Source organism: Polynucleobacter sp. TUM22923 (assembly GCF_030295705.1).
In the GTDB taxonomy this organism is placed as follows: Bacteria; Pseudomonadota; Gammaproteobacteria; order Burkholderiales; family Burkholderiaceae; genus Polynucleobacter.
In genome coordinates, this window is record NZ_AP027274.1 from 821,937 (window position 1) to 839,776 (window position 17,840).

The following is a 17,840-nucleotide window of genomic DNA, read 5'->3' on the forward strand; positions in this document are numbered from 1 at the left end:
TCGTGGTCGGAAAAGTTGGTTTTGTATCCTTGGGATGCCCCAAGGCATTAGTAGATTCTGAGCTCATATTGACGCAGTTAAGTGCTGAAGGTTATGAGACATCAAAAGATTATTCAGGCGCAGATTTAGTGGTAGTCAATACCTGCGGCTTTATCGATTCTGCGGTTGAGGAAAGTCTGAATGCCATTGGCGAGGCTTTGGCAGAAAACGGCAAAGTGATTGTGACTGGATGCTTAGGTGCGCGTAAGAACGCCGACGGTAGTGATCTTATACAGAGCATTCATCCTAAAGTACTTGCTGTGACAGGCCCTCATGCCACGGCAGAGGTGATGCAGGCAATTCATTTACATCTTCCTAAGCCACATGATCCTTTTATAGATCTGTTGCCACCCATTGGTGTAAAGCTTACGCCTAAGCATTACGCTTATCTGAAAATTTCTGAAGGCTGCAATCACCGTTGCACTTTCTGCATCATTCCGAGTATGCGGGGAGACCTGGTGTCTCGCCCTATCGGTGAGGTATTGCTCGAAGCAAAACGATTGTTTGAGTCTGGTGTTAAAGAGCTTTTGGTTGTTTCGCAAGATACCAGCGCCTATGGTGTAGACATTCAATACCGGACGGGATTTTGGGACGGTAAACCTGTCAAAACCAAGATGTATGACTTGGTCAATGCGCTCAATCAAATTGCTCGTGAGCATCAAGCTTGGGTACGCCTTCATTATGTTTATCCTTATCCCCACGTCGATGATGTTTTGCCTCTCATGGCTGAATTTTCCGATCATGGTTATGGCGTATTGCCCTATTTAGACATTCCTTTGCAGCATTCCCACCCAGACGTGCTTAAACGCATGAAACGTCCAGCGAGCGGGGAAAAGAATTTGGAGCGCATTCAGGCTTGGCGTGCTGCTTGCCCAGACCTGGTCATTCGCAGTACCTTTATTGCCGGCTTTCCGGGTGAAACAGAGGAAGAATTTGAGCACTTACTGCATTTTCTTGATGAAGCGCAGATCGATAGAGCGGGTTGCTTTGCCTACTCGCCAGTAGATGGCGCAACCGCTAATGCCCTTGATAATCCGGTACCTGAGTTGGTTCGTGAGGAACGTCGGGCTCGGTTTATGGCCAAAGCAGAGGAAATTTCAATTAGGCGCTTAAGCAAAAAAACAGGTAAGCGGATACAAGTTCTCATTGATCGGGTAGACGAGTCTGGTGGAATTGGCCGCACTATTGGTGACGCCCCTGAAATTGATGGTTTGGTTCGGGTTTTACCTGCGAATAAGCCTTCTAAGCGCTATCGTGCTGGTGAGATTATCAAGGCAACGGTTATTAGCACCCAAGGGCATGACCTAATAGCTGAAACTTGATTATTCGAATAAAAACGTAGTGAAGAGTAGCTTTCAAGATGAACGAATTTAGCCAGATATGGCTTTGCTAAGGGGATTAATATGAGTCGTGAAGTCGTTGTTTTAAGTGCTGTTCGCTCTGCCATTGGTAGCTTTGGAGGCGCCCTTAGTTCTATGGAGCCCTGTGAGCTTGGCGGTATTGTGATGAAAGAGGCAGTTTCTCGCTCTGGTGTCGATCCGGCATTAATTTACTATATTACTGTGGGCAATACGATTCCTACGGATAACCGCTATGCCTATGTTGCCCGCGTAGCTTCGATTCAGGCTGGGTTGCCGATGGAGTCGGTTGCCATGGGACTCAATCGTTTATGCAGCTCCGGCTTGCAGGCTATTGTCACTACAGCCCAAGCCATTATGTTGGGTGACTGTGATTACGGCATTGGTGGTGGCGTTGAGGTAATGTCCCGCGGTATGTATGGATCCCCAGCAATGCGCAGTGGTGCGCGTATGGGTGATACCAAAATGCTCGATTTGATGGTTTCTGTTTTGACGGATCCATTTGGCGTTGGCCATATGGGTGTCACTGCAGAAAATTTGGTTGAAAAATGGAAGTTGACCCGTGAAGAGCAAGATGCGTTTGCCATGGAATCACATCGTCGTGCAGCCCACGCCATTAAAGAAGGTCGCTTTAAATCCCAGATCGTTCCCATCACGATTAAATCCCGTAAAGGTGATGTGGTGTTCGATACTGATGAGCACTGCAAGCCTGATACCACGATGGAAACCTTAGGCAAGATGAAAGCAGTCTTTAAAAAGGAAGGCGGTAGCGTTACTGCAGGTAATGCTTCTGGTATTAATGATGGCGCTGCCTTTTTTGTATTAGCCGAAGCGCAAGCTGCACAGAAGGCTGGTTATAAGCCTATCGCTCGCCTCGTATCCTACGCAATTGCTGGTGTTCCAAACCACATCATGGGCGAAGGTCCAATTCCTGCGACTAAAATTGCGCTTGAGCGTGCCGGTTTAAAGTTAGAGCAAATTGATGTTATCGAATCTAACGAAGCGTTCGCTGCGCAAGCTTTGGCGGTGACTAAAGGCTTGGGATTAGACCCAGCTAAGACCAACGTGAATGGTGGCGCAATTGCATTGGGTCATCCGATTGGTTGCTCAGGTGCTGCGATTGCAACAAAGGCTATTCATGAATTACAGCGGGTACAGGGAAAATATGCGCTAGTAACCATGTGCATTGGTGGTGGTCAAGGTATTGCTACGATCTTTGAGCGCCTCTAATGCTATTCAATTTGCTACTGCTCAGAGTAATTTCAGTCTGTAGCTCAGTCTGACTTAGTCTATTAGCAGTAGCGTTGCATCTAAGCCGACTCGGTCAAAAGCCGCGTCGGCTTTTTCTTTGACAATTGCTTTTGCTTTATAGGCAATACTGATACCAGATCCGTGCATCATCAGTAAATCATTAGAGCCGTCACCCATGGTGATTGCATTGTATTTATGGCAATCCATTGCAACGCAGGCTTGATCAAGGTAGCTTGCTTTAGCAGCGCCATCTACTATGTCACCAAGCACTTTGCCAGTGAGCTTTCCATCAATGATCTCTAGTGTGTTGGCTTGGGCTTGCTTAAAACCAAGCTTGAGTTGTAACTTCTCGGTAAAAAACGTAAAACCGCCCGAAACCAACAGGGTATAAAGCCCGCGTTCATTAGCGCCAGCAAGTAATTCTGTAGCGCCTGGATTGGGTTGCAGGCGCTCTAAATAGACTGATTCAAGTACGCTAGCAGATACACCAGCAAGTAGTGCTACACGCCTACGCAAGCTCTCTTTAAAATCTTTGATCTCTCCGCGCATCGTGGCTTCCGTAATTTCAGAGATGGCTGCTTTCTTACCTGCGAAGTCTGCAATTTCATCGATACACTCAATATTAATCAAGGTCGAATCCATATCCATGGCTAAGACTTTAATATTGGAAGATTGAAAGTTGGGCGGTAAAAAAGCAAGATCAGTATTGTGACTGGCCGCCAACTCACGCATTGCCAAGCGCGTTTCAGAAAGCAATTGGTGACTAATAGACCAGCGGGCAGAAAAATAAGGACTTAATTCGCCTTTGATTTCTAGGGGCTGAATGTTAATCCCGAGTGCTTGTGCATGATGCTTAAGAGCCAGATTCAGATCCTGAGAGATGGGCTTATTTGATAAACCTACGAGCGTATTAAGGTTGGTCATATGGGTTATGAATTGACGTTTGCCGTATTGAGCATAGCCGATTCATTCAAACCTCGAAGGATGCGACGTATATGCTCCAAGCGTTGTTCTAATTTCTCAAAGTCCTGATCCTTTTGCGGTAGCACTTTAAGCTTATCTTGGCCATTAAGCTGGATGTACTTTGATGACTGAATCAATCGAATGATTTTCATTGGGTCAATGGGTGGGTTGGGGATGAACTGAATCTGAATAGAGCTTGGTGTGGCATCAATTTTTTTGATTCCAAAGCCGGTCATCTCTAGGCGTAAACGGTGGGTCTCGTAAAACGATTTGGCCTGATCAGGTAAATTCCCGAAGCGGTCGACTAGTTCTTCACGCAGACCCATGAGTTCAGAAAAATCACTTGTACTGGCAAAGCGTTTGTACATCGAAAGGCGTTCATGGACGTCTGGGCAATAGTCACTTGGTAGCAGGGCAGGCAATCCTAAATTGACATCGGTAGTAACCTGTAGCGGCGAGAGAAGATCTGGCTCTTTGCCGCTGCGCAATGATTTGACAGCGCGATTGAGCATTTCTGTATATAGCTGGAAACCAATTTCATGAATTTCACCAGACTGCTTATCGCCGAGCACCTCACCAGCCCCCCGAATTTCTAAATCATGCATAGCTAGGTAGAAGCCTGAACCCAATTCCTCCATCGCTTGAATGGCGTTTAGCCTTAATTGGGCTTGCTTGCTAAGGGCCTCAGGATCGGGGACCAATAAATAGGCATAGGCTTGATGGTGTGAGCGTCCCACACGACCTCGCAATTGATGCAGTTGAGCTAGACCAAATTTATCAGCCCTGTGCATGATGATCGTGTTGGCTGTTGGAACATCGATGCCTGTTTCGATGATGGTTGTGCAGAGCAAAATATTCGTGCGCTGGGTAACAAACTCTCGCATTACGGATTCTAATTCGCGTTCATGCATTTGGCCATGGGCGACACTGATACTCGCTTCAGGAATCAATTCCTGCAAAGCGTGTTTACGATTTTGAATCGTTTCTACTTCGTTATGCAGAAAGTAGACTTGCCCACCCCGTTTAATTTCGCGTAAAACGGCTTCCCGGATAATACTGTCCCCTTCGCGACGCACAAATGTTTTGATGGCTAAACGTTTTTGTGGGGCAGTAGCAATAATGGAAAGCTCTCTTAAGCCTTCCATTGCCATACCAAGCGTTCTAGGTATTGGTGTCGCAGTAAGAGTCAAAATATCGACCTCTGCTCTTAAAGCTTTTAACGCCTCTTTTTGACGAACACCAAAACGATGCTCTTCATCCACAATGACTAAGCCCAAATTAGCAAATTTGGTTTCTTTGGACAGTAATTTATGGGTACCGATAATAATGTCGGCATCACCCTTCGCAATAGCCTCTAAAGCGGCGTTAATTTCTTTAGTGGTTTTAAAGCGCGATAACTCTACAATTTTTACAGGCCAATCCGCAAAGCGATCTTTCCAGGTTGCAACATGCTGCTCTGCTAACAAGGTAGTCGGTGCAAGAATAGCCACTTGCTTACCACCCATTACAGAGACGAAGCTAGCTCGTAAAGCCACCTCCGTTTTACCAAAGCCAACGTCGCCGCATACCAGTCGATCCATCGGCGCACCGCTAGTCATATCTGCAATGACGGCGGCGATAGCGTTGGCCTGATCTGGCGTTTCTTCAAATCCAAAACTTTCAGCGAATGCAGCATAGTCATGGGCAGAGAATTCAAAAGCATGTCCTTTGCGTATTGCTCTTGCTGCATAGAGACTCAACAGCTCTGCTGCCGTATCTCGGATTTGTTGTGCTGCTTTTCGTTTAGCTTTATCCCACTGACCTGAGCCTAATTGATGTAGTGGAGCAGAATCGGGATCGGATCCAGCGTAGCGGGTCACCATCTGTAATTGCTGAACCGGAACATAAAGCGTTGCTTCTTTTGCGTACACTAAATGCAGAAACTCCTCAAAGAGAGGCTCTTCTTTTGCCTGCGCTAAATTTAAAAGCACTAGCCCCTGATAGCGGCCGATACCATGATCAGAATGCACTACGGGGTCGCCAATATTTAATTCAGAGAGATCCTTAAAGAGCATCTCAGGATCTGAACTCTCACTGACTTTCCCTTTGCGGCGTTGTCGCGCAGTAGCGGTAAATAGCTCTGCTTCGGTAACCACAATGAGATTTTCAGAGGGCCAAGTAAAACCGTTAAACAATGGCGCTGTTACAAGTCCAAATAGCAGATCACTTTTAATAAAGTCAGCAATTCCCTCAAATTCCTGTGGCTTGAGTGGAAAGAGAAATTGGCCATTCACCCCGGATACAGCATTACTTTGCTCAAATAGCTCTCGAATGGATTCTTTACGCCCAGCACTATCACTGCAAATGAGCACACGCGTTTTTTCTTTAGAAATCAGCGAGCGCAAGCGATTGATAGGATCGGTATCCCTGCGGTGCACTGAAAGATCCGGCACCGCTAAAAATTGGCTTGCACCCTTATCGTCTTTTTCGAGAACCAGACGGGCATTTGGTTTTGCTGAAGAAAAGAACTGATCAACATCAAGAAATAATTCTTTTGGCGGAAGTATTGGCCGATCTAAATCATGCTTTAAGAATTCATACCGAGCTAGCGTATCTTTCCAGAAGCTTTTAATGGATTCTTCAACATCACCAGCACTCACAATCCATACAGGATCTCCAGAGCGGGGGAAGTAATCAAATACGCTAGAGGACTCTTCAAAAAAGAGCGGTAAATAAGACTCAATTCCGGCACTCGGAATACCTAGATTGGCGTCTTTATAAATGGAGCATCGTGTAGGGTCGCCTTCAAATACCTCTCGCCAGCGCCCACGAAATGCGGTGCGCGACGCATCATCAAATGGAAATTCATGTCCTGGCAGTAGGCGTATTTCTTTGACGGGGTAGAGACTGCGTTGTGTGTCTGGATCGAATGCTCGAATCTGTTCAATTTCATCACCAAATAAATCTAGCCGATAAGGCAGAGGGGATCCCATTGGGAAGAGATCAATTAAGCCGCCTCGAATACTGTATTCACCAGGACGCATGACAGCGCTCACTGGGTCATAGCCTGCTTGCTGCAGTTGTAGCCTGAGCGCCGCATCATCGAGTTTGTCGCCTTGCCTGAAAAAGAAGGTATGTCCAGACAAAAAGTTTGGTGGACCCAGTTTTTGCAGGGCGGTAGTGACGGGTATTAGAACAATGTCACAGCTTCCATTCAAAAGCTCATACAGGGTAGCTAAGCGCTCAGACACCAAATCTTGATGTGGCGAAAAATGATCGTAAGGGAGTATTTCCCAATCCGGTAAAAGGCGGGTTTTGAGCTGAGGCGCGAAGGCGGGAATTTCTTCTAATAACCTTTGAGCTTCCTGGGCCTGAGCGCAGAACACAATCATGACTGAAAATTCAGAGCGGTAGCGTAGGGCGGATTGGGCAATTAATGCCGCATCTGCGGAGCCAATCAACCCGGAATAGGTAAAGCGCTGCCCAGCCCGTGGAGCCGGGATAGGGGATGAGGCGGCAATTGTGGGTGTTAATGCATCGGACATCTGCACTCATTATAGAATCAGTTATGCCTACCGGAATTCAATCCACGCCAGCTTCACCGCAATGCCATGCTTTGTTGCCAACAGCGGGCTCTGGCTCTCGGCTTGGTGGTGACTTGCCAAAGCAGTTTCAAGTGCTAGCGGGCAAGCCAATGCTTTCTTATGCCTTGGATGCCTTTAGTAGCACGCCTGAAATTGCTTCCATCTGGGTTGGGCTTAGCCCAGCTTTTATTGAGGATCCCATACTCAAGTCTTTCTCGAGCATGACAAAGCCAACCCATTTTTTGCCAACGGGAGGTCTGACTAGGCAAGAAACGGTAATGAATACCTTAGCAGCGATGCTGCAATCCGGAATTCCGCAGAATGACTGGGTACTTGTTCATGATGCTGCTCGGCCGGGCATAAGGCCTGCTTTGATTCAAAACCTCATTCACAGCGTTACTTTGGCAGGTGAGGGTGGTCTACTGGCAATGCCCCTAGCTGACACGTTGAAGATGGTGCAAGCCTATTCCCCTGAAGATGGAGGTCCTGCCCGCGTTCAAAAAACGATCTCTCGAGATCATCTCTGGCAAGCGCAAACCCCCCAAATGTTCGGTCTTCAGGATCTGCACGATGCTATTGAGGCGGCCATGCTTATTAATGCGGATATGACGGATGAGGCTAGCGCTATGGAGCTAGCGGGTACAAAACCTTTATTGATTCATGGAGAAACTCGCAACTTTAAGGTGACTCACCCAGCTGACTGGGAGTTAATCCAGGCTATTTTGAAAACTTCATAAACTAACGCGGCCTCTCTATGACCCAAAACACCAACTATTTACCGCCTTTCCGTATTGGCCAGGGCTATGACGTTCACGCTCTAGTTGTCGGTAGAAAATTGATTTTAGGCGGGGTCCACGTTCCCAGTGATAAGGGTCTATTGGGCCACTCCGATGCAGATGCCTTGCTTCATGCCTTGACCGATGCATTATTGGGCGCTGCAGGGTTAAATGACATTGGTCAGCTTTTCCCGGATACAGATCCTCAATTTAAAGACATGGATAGCCGAATTCTGCTCAGAACTGCATTACAAAAGGTGCAGTCGGCTGGATTTCAGGTGGGTAATGTAGATGCCACGATTATTTGTCAGGCCCCTAAATTGGCCTCTTTTTTGCCAGAAATGATCCAAAACATTGCGGCTGACCTGTTAGTCGCCCCAAGCTGTATAAACCTTAAAGCCAAAACAAATGAATCATTAGGGCATTTGGGTCGGGGTGAGGGCATTGCAGTTCATGTGGTGGCTTTGCTCTATAGACCGTAAAAGATCCTCTAAAACTACTAAGCATTGTAGAATTACGGTCTTTAGAGTGAAGCTGAAGCCCTAGAATTTTTGGGATGTTAGCGCGAGGATGGCGGAATTGGTAGACGCACCAGGTTTAGGTCCTGGCGCCAGAAATGGTGTGGGGGTTCGAGTCCCCCTTCTCGCACCACAAGTTTGATGTTTGGCTTGGGCTTCACATATCCCGATTTTAATTAAGAGACGAGAATGGCTGCGCAAATAGAAAATTTAGGTCTGTTGGACCGCAAAGTAACTTTAGAGTTTGCTCGTGCCGATTTGGTAAAAGCAAGAGATGAGCGTTTAGCTAAGCTTGGCAAGACCATGAAGGCTCCTGGCTTTCGTCCTGGTAAAGTGCCCAAGAATATGGTCGAAAAGCAATTCGGTATGCAGGTTGATTTCGAGCTGCAGTACGACAAAGCTACTGAACTCTTTTATGGCATCGCTCAAGAAGATAAAATTTTATTAGCTGGTCAACCTCGCCTTGATCCAAAGAGCGAACTAGATGCAGAGAAGATCGTTTTTGACGTGTACTTTGAAGTATTGCCAGAAGTCAAAATCGGTGACTTTACAAAAGCAGAAGTTACTCAATATACAACTGACATTTCTGATGCGGAAATTGATCGTGCCTTAGATGTACTTCGCAAGCAGCAGGTTCATTACCATCCGCGTGGCGAAGCTGGGCATCATGGAGATGGCGGTGCCAATACTGCCGCTCAAGCTGGTGACCAAGCGGTCATTGATTTCGTAGGCAAGATTGATGGCGTTGAGTTTGCAGGTGGTAAGGCAGAAAATTTTGAATACGTTCTTGGTGAAGGCCGTATGCTTCCTGAGTTTGAAGCAGCTACCTTAGGCCTCAAAGCCGGCGAGAGCAAGACTTTCCCATTAAGCTTTCCAGCGGACTACCATGGTAAAGATGTAGCTGGTAAGACAGCTGACTTTACAGTTATTGTGAAGTCTGTAAATTGGGCGCACCTTCCAGCAATTGATGATGCGTTTGCATTGTCTCTTGGTGTTACTGAAGGTGGCGTTGCGAAGATGCGCGCAGAAGTCAAAGAGAACCTTGATCGTGAAACTAAGCGTCGTATTACCTCTTTGTTAAAAGGCGAGGTAATGGATAAGCTCAATGGTTTATGCGAACTAGATGTGCCAAAAACTTTAGTCGCACAAGAGCAAGAGCGTCTAGTGGAGTCTGCACGTCAAGATCTCATCCAGCGCGGTATTCCAAACGCGAAAGATGCACCCATTCCTGCTGAGATGTTTGCTGAACAGGCGCTTAAACGCGTTCGTCTTGGCCTCATTTTGAGTGAGCTTGTGAAGCAGCAGAATTTAGCTGCTACTGCCGATCAAATTAAAGCGGAGATTGATGAGCAAGCGGCTACTTATGAAGATCCAAAAGAAGTGGTTCGCTGGTTCTATAGCAACCCTAGTCGCCTCAAAGATATGGAAAACTTAGTACTTGAAGATAATGTTATTAAGTACTTCACTTCGCAGGCAAAGGTTGTTGACAAAGCAGTGACCTTTGAAGAATTAAGTAAGCTTAATTAATACTTGTTGAGTTATCGTTAAATTGTCCCTCAGTCATTACCAATAAAGGCTTGTCCATATGAACCAGAATCAATTCCAATCTGAGTATTTAGAGCCCCAAGGTCTGGGTCTGGTTCCTATGGTGATCGAAACCTCTGGCAGAGGCGAGCGCGCTTACGATATTTACTCGCGACTCCTGCGAGAGCGCGTTGTGTTTTTGGTTGGTGAAGTAAACGATCAAACTGCCAACCTGGTTATCGCTCAGCTATTATTTTTAGAGAGTGAGAATCCTGATAAAGAGATTTCTCTGTACATCAATTCTCCCGGTGGCTCTGTTTCCGCTGGCCTAGCTATTTACGACACAATGCAATTCATCAAGCCTCATGTTAGTACCTTATGCATGGGTATGGCTGCCAGTATGGGTGCATTCTTGTTATGTGCTGGTGAAAAGGGTAAGCGCTACGCATTGCCGAATTCCCGCGTCATGATTCATCAGCCATTAGGTGGCGCTCGTGGTCAGGCCTCTGACATTGAAATTCAAGCACGAGAGATTTTGTACTTACGTGAGCGTTTGAATAAAATCCTGTCAGATCGTACCGGTCAATCCATTGAAACTATTGCCAAGGATACCGATCGTGATAATTTCATGTCTGCTGAGCAAGCTGAGTCATATGGTTTGATCGACAAAGTGATCGATAAGCGTCCTTAATTATTCCTTATCGCCCTTCATCGCATTATATTTTCTGTACTTCATTATTTAGGTTAACTTCTTGAGCGATACAAATACCACTAGCAGTGCGGATAAGATTCTGTATTGCTCTTTTTGCGGCAAAAGTCAGCATGAGGTTAAAAAACTGATCGCAGGCCCGTCTGTTTTTATTTGTGATGAGTGTATTGATCTGTGTACCGATATTATTCAAGAAGAGTTAGCGAATCTTCCTAAGGAAGATGGCGATGCGTCTTTGCCAACACCCCATCAAATTCGTGAGAACTTAGATCAGTATGTGATTGGACAAGATCACGCCAAGAAAACCCTTGCAGTCGCGGTTTATAACCACTACAAGCGTTTGCAGTATTTGCCTAAGCCCAAAAAAGAAAAGCTAGACAAAGACGGCAAGCCAACTGAAGCAGCTGACAAGAAGCAGTCTAAAGTTCCAGCCAAAGCAATGGTTGATGGTGTTGAATTGGCCAAGAGTAATATTTTATTGATCGGGCCAACAGGTTCTGGCAAAACATTATTAGCCCAGACTTTAGCTCGCATGCTCGATGTGCCTTTTGTAATGGCTGATGCAACCACCTTAACTGAGGCCGGTTATGTTGGCGAGGATGTTGAAAACATCATTCAAAAATTATTGCAAGCTTGTGATTACAACGTAGAAAAAGCCCAACGCGGCATCGTCTATATTGATGAAATCGATAAGATCTCTCGTAAATCAGATAACCCATCCATCACCCGCGATGTATCGGGTGAGGGTGTGCAGCAAGCCCTGCTTAAGCTGGTTGAGGGCACTATGGCGTCAGTTCCTCCCCAGGGCGGTCGCAAGCATCCTAACCAAGATTTCTTACAGGTAGATACCACCAACATTCTGTTTATTTGTGGTGGTGCATTTGATGGTCTTGAAAAGGTCATTCAGCAGCGCTCTGCAAAGACTGGCATCGGCTTTAATGCAACCGTACCCGGTAAAGATGATCGTGGCATCAGCGATCTGTTGGTTGAGGTTGAGCCGGAAGATTTAATTAAATTCGGCTTAATACCTGAGCTCATTGGTCGCTTGCCGGTTGTAGCGACTTTGGCTCAGCTAGACGAATCAGCTTTGATTCAGATTTTGACCGAGCCGAAAAATGCCTTAATAAAGCAATATCAAGCGCTTTTGACAATGGAGGGCTCAGAGCTTGAGGTGCGCACTGCCGCCTTATCTGCCATTGCTAAGAAGGCAATTGCTCGCAAGACGGGTGCCCGTGGTTTACGGTCCATTCTTGAGGGTTCTTTAATGGATGTCATGTACGACCTTCCTTCATTGAAGAATGTCCAGAAGGTAGTCATAGACGAATCTTCCATCCAGGACGGTGGAAAACCAATCCTGGTCTACAAACAAGATGCTGAAACTACTGAATTGGTTAAAAAGGCCTGATTTTTTGACTTTTTTGCTGATTTAGTACGTTTTTTACGCGTTTTTGCTGCATTTCCCCCTTGTTTTCCCATTCTGGATACCCATATAGATAGTATCCTGTTCACTAACAATGTCCGCATCTAGTGGTGCGGCATTTTTAGAGAATTTCATGGATTTACTATTTTTGGAGGAATTGCCTTATGCCTGGCCACTTATTACTACCCTCTGAACCTATTCAATTGCCATTACTTCCTTTAAGGGATGTGGTGGTCTTTCCCCATATGGTGATTCCCTTGTTTGTGGGTCGCCCAAAATCCATCAAAGCACTCGAAGCGGCTATGGAAACCGGCAAAAATGTTTTGTTGGTGGCCCAAAAGGCAGCTGCGAAAGATGAGCCTAGCGTTGATGATCTTTACGATGTTGGCTGTATTGCCAATATTCTTCAGATGCTAAAGCTGCCTGATGGCACTGTGAAAGTATTAGTCGAAGGTATTCAGCGCGCACAAGTAAGCCAGGTTGAAGACAGTTTGGGATACTTTGCATGCGAGGCCACGCCTACAATCGCTACTGCGATGGATGCACACGAGACCGAGGCCTTGCGCCGCGCCATCATGGCTCAGTTTGATCAGTACGTAAAACTCAACAAGAAAGTGCCGCAAGAGATTCTGGCTTCCCTTGGTGGCATTGATGATCCAAGCCGCTTGGCAGATACCATTTGTGCGCACCTGCCAGTCAAGCTAGAGCAGAAGCAGCGCTTGTTGGAAATGATTGATGTAGTAAAGCGTCTCGAGAGCCTTTTGGCTGATCTTGAGAGTGAAATCGACATCTTGCAAGTAGAGAAGCGTATTCGTGGTCGCGTAAAGCGCCAGATGGAGAAGAGTCAGCGCGAATACTACTTAAATGAGCAAGTCAAAGCCATACAGAAAGAATTGGGTGAGGGCGAAGAGGGTGCTGATTTAGAGGAGCTAGAGAAGCGCATTAAAGCAGCTCGCATGCCGAAGGAAGCGCTCAAAAAAGCAGAATCTGAGTTAAAAAAACTCAAACTCATGTCGCCCATGTCAGCAGAAGCAACGGTGATTCGTAATTTCATTGACACGTTGGTGAATCTGCCCTGGAAGAAAAAAACCAAAATTAATAACGACCTCACTAATGCTGAGAAAGTATTGGATGAAGATCACTACGGTCTTGACAAGGTCAAAGAGCGCATTTTGGAGTACCTCGCGGTTCAACAGCGAGTTGATCGGGTAAAGGCGCCTATTCTTTGTCTAGTTGGCCCTCCTGGCGTTGGTAAGACCTCTTTAGGTCAATCGATTGCTAGGGCCACTAATCGAAAATTTGTCCGTATGGCTTTAGGTGGTGTTCGTGACGAATCTGAGATTCGTGGTCATCGACGCACTTATATTGGATCAATGCCCGGAAAGATTTTGTCGAGCCTGACTAAGGTGGGCGTGCGCAATCCTTTATTTCTGCTCGATGAAGTAGATAAGATGGGGATGGATTTCCGTGGTGATCCAGCGAGTGCATTGCTTGAGGTCCTTGATCCAGAGCAAAATCACACCTTTCAGGATCACTATGTCGAAGTAGATTTTGATTTGTCGGACGTGATGTTTGTGGCAACCTCAAATTCCTTGAACATCCCAGGCCCATTACTGGATCGATTGGAAATTATTCGTCTTGCGGGTTATACAGAGGATGAAAAGACCAGTATCGCCACTAATTATTTGATTCCCAAGCAAATTAAAAATAATGGCCTGAAAAAAGGTGAGCTACATATCGAGGAAAGTGCTGTTCGCAGCATGATCCGCTACTACACTCGTGAGGCTGGCGTTCGATCTTTAGAGCGTGAAATCAACAAGATCTGCCGTAAGGTTGTGAAGCTTTTACTCTTGAAGAAAGAGGCTGCACCAATCACTGTAAATGCAGATAACCTCGAGAAATTCTTATCTGTGCGTATCTATGACTTTGGTTTAGCTGCCAAGGAAAATCAAATTGGTCAGGTTACGGGCTTAGCCTGGACTGAAGTAGGGGGCGATCTCCTTACTATTGAGGCGGCGGTAATGCCCGGTAAAGGCGTCATTACACGTACAGGCTCTATTGGTGATGTGATGAAGGAATCTGTTGAGGCTGCTCGCACCGTAGTTCGCTCTAGAGCGCGCAGTCTTGGTATCGCGGATGAGTCATTTGAGAAAAAAGATATTCACATCCACTTCCCTGATGGGGCCACTCCCAAAGATGGCCCTTCAGCAGGTATCGCCATCACAACAGCTCTGGTATCCGTCTTAGCAGGCATCCCGATTCGCTCTGATGTTGCGATGACGGGTGAGATTACCTTGCGTGGTGAAGTCTTGCCTATTGGCGGCTTAAAAGAGAAGCTCTTGGCAGCTCACCGCGGCGGCATCAAGCTAGCCTTGATCCCAGAAGAAAACGTTAAGGATTTAATTGATATTCCTGACAATGTTAAGAATGCAATTGAGATTGTTCCGGTACGCTGGATTGATAAGGTGCTTGAGCTAGCTTTAGAGCGAAAACCAGTCGCCTTGCCCGATCCAACGCCGGAGGAGCTGGCCAGAAAGGCTAGTGAAGCCAGCAAGGCCAATGAAAAAGTTGCCACCGGAGAGATCCTGAAGCATTAGGGCTTGAAGGTCTTTTGATCGGCATGGCTTCGGTTCTTATGAGGTCGCCGATCAAGAACCCTTCATTTGCTTTTCCACTAGGTTACAATATCGTTTGTATTAATTGGGGCGCTTAGCTCAGATGGTAGAGCGTCTGCCTTACACGCAGAATGTCGGCGGTTCGATCCCGTCAGCGCCCACCAGTTTCCCAATCGTTTTCTATTCGTACGTGAATCTCTTTCAGGCTTTCTAGCTCATCTAGACTCTTATGCCTAGTACAGTCATACTATTAACTTCATTACTTAGCGATTAATTTATGTTTGATACCGTACGTAAACACCGAAAAATTCTCCAGTTCATATTGATGCTCTTTATTGTTCCGTCATTTGCATTGTTTGGTATTTCTAGCTACTCGAGCTTTATGGACAAGGAAACAGACATTGTTAAGGTAAATGGGAAGCCTATAAGCGCTCAGGAAGTAGATAACGCCGCTAAGCGCCAAGCCGAGCGGGTAGGGGGTAGTGCCCAAATCGCTCAAAGCCTCCCTTTTCGTCAGGCGATCTTAAATGAGTTACTGCAGCAAAGAATTTTAGGTTTTGCAGTGGGCGACTTACGCCTTCAAGTTGGTAAGCAGGAGTTGGTCAGTAGCCTGCAAAAAATTCCTCAAATACGTGCCTTATATCGCCAAGATGGTAGCTTTGATGATGCGCGTTTTAAGCAGTTGTTAGCTAGCAACGGCATGAATGAAGAGCAATTTTATGCGGGTCAAAGTTTTGATTTAAAAATACAGCAATTAGTGAACTCGGTTGCACGTACAGAATTAGCCAGCCCGAAGCTAGCCGAGGTAATTTCCTCGCTCTATGAGACTGAGAGAGAAGTTCAGGCAATGCAATTTAATGTGCAAGACTATTTAGGCAAGGTTAATCCTAGCCCGGAAGAGCTAGAAGCTTTCTATCAAGCCAATGCAAAGCTTTTTGAGCGTCCAGAATATATAGATGTGGAATATCTTGTACTTAAAGCAGAGCCAAAAGAGGAGGCTAAGTCCTTTAATGAAAAAGCCGACCAGTTTGCCAACATCACTTACGATCAGGCTGATAGCTTAAAGCCAGCTGCCGACAAGCTAAAGCTGAGTATTCAATCCCAAAAAGGGGTCACGCGTGCTGGCGCTGCCGGAGTATCCAGGGACCATCCTCTTGCTAATGCTAAGGTGCTGCAATCCTTATTTGGCGATGAAGCACTAAAAAATAAACGCAACACTGAAGCTGTTCAAATATCCCCCGGAGTGTTTGTATCAGCTCGAGTGGTGATATTGCATCCAGCGCAAATCCTACCTTTGAGTGAGGTTTCTGCGGAAGTTAATCGTCAAGTTAGCCTGCGTATGGCTGAAAAGTTAGCCTTGGCCGCAGCCTCAGAAAAATTATCATCCCTAGAAAAAGATCCCAAGAGTTCCGCAGGATTCGCTTCGTCAGTATGGATCTCTCGGAATAAGCCCGGTAGCTTAGTAGGTCAAGCGATTGATGATGTGATGTCTGTTAATCCCGGCGCTTTACCAGCGGTAATTTCCGTTTCTAATCCGGGCGTTGGGGCAACTATTTATCGCATTGATGGAGTTCGTCAACCGGCCACTATTGATGCTAAAGCCCACAAAGCTCAGGCTCAACAAATCCAGGCGCTGGCAGCGCAATCTGAGTTTGCTGGTTTTATGGCCTACTGGCGTAACAGTGCTGGTGTCAAAGTCATTAATCCTCTGAAGCAGGCTAATGCCGGTGGTGCGGGTGGTTAATTTACCCCAGTTGATTTTTTGAGCAGATTTAAATATGGGGCCATTGCGCCCCATACGTTTTTATAGAGAACGGTCTGAGCTTCTACGTTCGGATGTAATCGATCCGCCTGAAAGAGGGCGGGATTAGTGGCAACGCCATTTAAAAAAAAGGGTAAAAGCTCAACCTTTTGCTCTTGTGCAAGTGTGGCGTAGAGGTCTTTAAATTGCTTTGTATAAGCTTGGCCATAGTTCGGCGGTATCTGCATTCCAAAGAGCAAAACCTTTGCGCCAGCTTGTTTGCTATCTAGAATCATCTTGCGTAGATTTTTTTCAGTTTCGGCAATAGGTAAGCCACGAAGGGCATCGTTTGCGCCCAACTCAATCATTACAATTCCTGGTTTTTTTTGAGCGAGGAGTGATGGCAGTCTCGATACGCCGCCCGAAGTCGTTTCGCCGCTGATGCTGGCGTTAAAAAGTGACCAATGGCTAGCATCCTGCTGCAGTTTTTTTTCTAGCTGATGAGTCCATCCTGTTCCACGCGGAATGCCGTACTCAGCAGAGAGGCTATCCCCTAGAACCAAAATAACCGAATTTGTTTGTGCCCAACAGTGAATACTCATAAACAGGCAAAATAGACCAACTAGCCATGTTGTAAAGTTTGAGGCTGGATTACGCATTTTTACTTGAAAATCTTCCTATGAATAAAGCACTTAAATCCATTATTGCCGACCATCTTTCAAAAACGGTGAAAACAAGTGATGGTGACCTCAGTATTTTGCACGACATTTGCTTTGAGATTTATTCCGGGGAAAGTGTCGCTATCGTAGGCGCATCTGGGTCTGGAAAAAGTACCTTATTAAGCCTTTTGGCGGGCTTAGACCTTCCTTCTTCAGGAGGCGTCAGCTTAATGGGCAACAGCTTAAACGGACTAGATGAGGATGGCCGCGCTCAGCTGCGGGGGCAGCATATCGGCTTTGTTTTCCAATCTTTTCAATTGCTACCGCACTTGAATGCCTTAGAAAACGTGATGCTGCCAATGGAATTGGCTGGAGTTAAGCTGTCCGAGGCTAAAGAGTCAGCTCAGATGTGGCTAGAAAAGGTGGGTTTAGGGGATCGGCTACATCACTTCCCAAGGACGCTTTCAGGAGGTGAGCAGCAGCGTGTGGCATTGGCTCGGGCTTTTATTAATAAGCCCGCAATTCTGTTTGCTGACGAGCCAACGGGCAGTTTGGACGAGTTCAGCGGTAAGCGGGTAATTGAGCTCCTTTTTGAGCTAAATCTTGTTAATTTATCAACTTTAGTTTTGGTAACGCACGACCAGTCTTTGGCTGCACGGTGCGAACGCCAATTACAACTTCAAGGTGGTCGCTTGATTTAATCA

13 protein-coding genes and 2 tRNA genes are annotated in these 17,840 nt (G+C 46.3%); 12 read left to right on the plus strand and 3 right to left on the minus strand.

What is annotated here, in order from left to right; all coding sequences use genetic code 11:
* The first annotated feature begins 2 nt into the window (after nt 1–2).
* The gene (rimO, locus tag QUD86_RS04220; protein ID WP_286298361.1) at nt 3–1,361 is read left to right on the plus strand and encodes a 30S ribosomal protein S12 methylthiotransferase RimO; all 1,359 of its coding nucleotides are present in this window, start codon (nt 3–5) and stop codon (nt 1,359–1,361) included.
* 81 nt (nt 1,362–1,442) lie between these two features.
* Nucleotides 1,443–2,627 carry an acetyl-CoA C-acyltransferase family protein gene (locus QUD86_RS04225; RefSeq protein ID WP_286298362.1) on the plus strand — a complete coding sequence of 395 codons (1,185 nt, stop codon included), beginning with the start codon at nt 1,443–1,445 and terminating at the stop codon, nt 2,625–2,627.
* Nucleotides 2,628–2,681: 54 nt separating this feature from the next.
* Here QUD86_RS04225 and serB read toward each other — a convergent pair whose 3' ends face one another.
* Together serB and mfd are read right to left on the minus strand one after the other, a co-directional pair.
* Nucleotides 2,682–3,572, minus strand: a complete 891-nt coding sequence (gene serB / locus QUD86_RS04230; protein ID WP_286298363.1) for a phosphoserine phosphatase SerB — start codon at nt 3,570–3,572, stop codon at nt 2,682–2,684.
* Between the two features lie 5 nt (nt 3,573–3,577).
* The gene (gene mfd, locus QUD86_RS04235) at nt 3,578–7,135 is read right to left on the minus strand and encodes a transcription-repair coupling factor (RefSeq protein WP_286298364.1); all 3,558 of its coding nucleotides are present in this window, start codon (nt 7,133–7,135) and stop codon (nt 3,578–3,580) included.
* 23 nt (nt 7,136–7,158) lie between these two features.
* On the opposite strand from mfd, the gene ispD reads away from it, so the two are divergent.
* The 9 genes from ispD to QUD86_RS04280 all read left to right on the plus strand — a co-directional run bounded on the left by ispD (nt 7,159) and on the right by QUD86_RS04280 (nt 16,480).
* The gene (gene ispD / locus QUD86_RS04240) at nt 7,159–7,911 is read left to right on the plus strand and encodes a 2-C-methyl-D-erythritol 4-phosphate cytidylyltransferase (protein WP_286298367.1); all 753 of its coding nucleotides are present in this window, start codon (nt 7,159–7,161) and stop codon (nt 7,909–7,911) included.
* 17 nt (nt 7,912–7,928) lie between these two features.
* Nucleotides 7,929–8,432, plus strand: coding sequence for a 2-C-methyl-D-erythritol 2,4-cyclodiphosphate synthase (gene ispF / locus QUD86_RS04245; RefSeq protein ID WP_286298368.1), 504 nt, complete (start codon nt 7,929–7,931; stop codon nt 8,430–8,432).
* Between the two features lie 82 nt (nt 8,433–8,514).
* Nucleotides 8,515–8,601, plus strand: a tRNA-Leu gene (locus QUD86_RS04250).
* 56 nt (nt 8,602–8,657) lie between these two features.
* Entirely contained in the window at nt 8,658–9,995 is a 1,338-nt protein-coding gene (gene tig, locus QUD86_RS04255) for a trigger factor (protein WP_286298370.1), read from the plus strand.
* Nucleotides 9,996–10,053: 58 nt separating this feature from the next.
* Complete coding sequence (clpP, locus tag QUD86_RS04260; protein ID WP_286298372.1) at nt 10,054–10,683, plus strand: ATP-dependent Clp endopeptidase proteolytic subunit ClpP; 630 nt, start codon at nt 10,054–10,056, stop codon at nt 10,681–10,683.
* A 61-nt stretch (nt 10,684–10,744) separates the two neighbouring features.
* Nucleotides 10,745–12,106, plus strand: a complete 1,362-nt coding sequence (gene clpX / locus QUD86_RS04265) for an ATP-dependent Clp protease ATP-binding subunit ClpX (protein ID WP_286298374.1) — start codon at nt 10,745–10,747, stop codon at nt 12,104–12,106.
* Between the two features lie 179 nt (nt 12,107–12,285).
* The gene (lon, locus tag QUD86_RS04270; protein ID WP_286298376.1) at nt 12,286–14,718 is read left to right on the plus strand and encodes an endopeptidase La; all 2,433 of its coding nucleotides are present in this window, start codon (nt 12,286–12,288) and stop codon (nt 14,716–14,718) included.
* A gap of 106 nt (nt 14,719–14,824) precedes the next feature.
* Nucleotides 14,825–14,900, plus strand: a tRNA-Val gene (locus QUD86_RS04275).
* 113 nt (nt 14,901–15,013) lie between these two features.
* Complete coding sequence (locus tag QUD86_RS04280; RefSeq protein WP_286298377.1) at nt 15,014–16,480, plus strand: peptidylprolyl isomerase; 1,467 nt, start codon at nt 15,014–15,016, stop codon at nt 16,478–16,480.
* On the opposite strand, the gene QUD86_RS04285 is transcribed toward QUD86_RS04280, so the two are convergent.
* Nucleotides 16,477–17,079 (minus strand): arylesterase, encoded by a 603-nt coding sequence (locus QUD86_RS04285; RefSeq protein WP_286298378.1) that lies wholly within the window; start codon nt 17,077–17,079, stop codon nt 16,477–16,479. The two genes, QUD86_RS04280 and QUD86_RS04285, sit on opposite strands and share 4 nt — an antisense overlap.
* A gap of 77 nt (nt 17,080–17,156) precedes the next feature.
* On the opposite strand from QUD86_RS04285, the gene QUD86_RS04290 reads away from it, so the two are divergent.
* Nucleotides 17,157–17,837: an ABC transporter ATP-binding protein gene (locus tag QUD86_RS04290; protein WP_286298379.1), complete on the plus strand. Its 681-nt coding sequence runs from the start codon at nt 17,157–17,159 to the stop codon at nt 17,835–17,837.
* Nucleotides 17,838–17,840 lie beyond the last annotated feature (3 nt).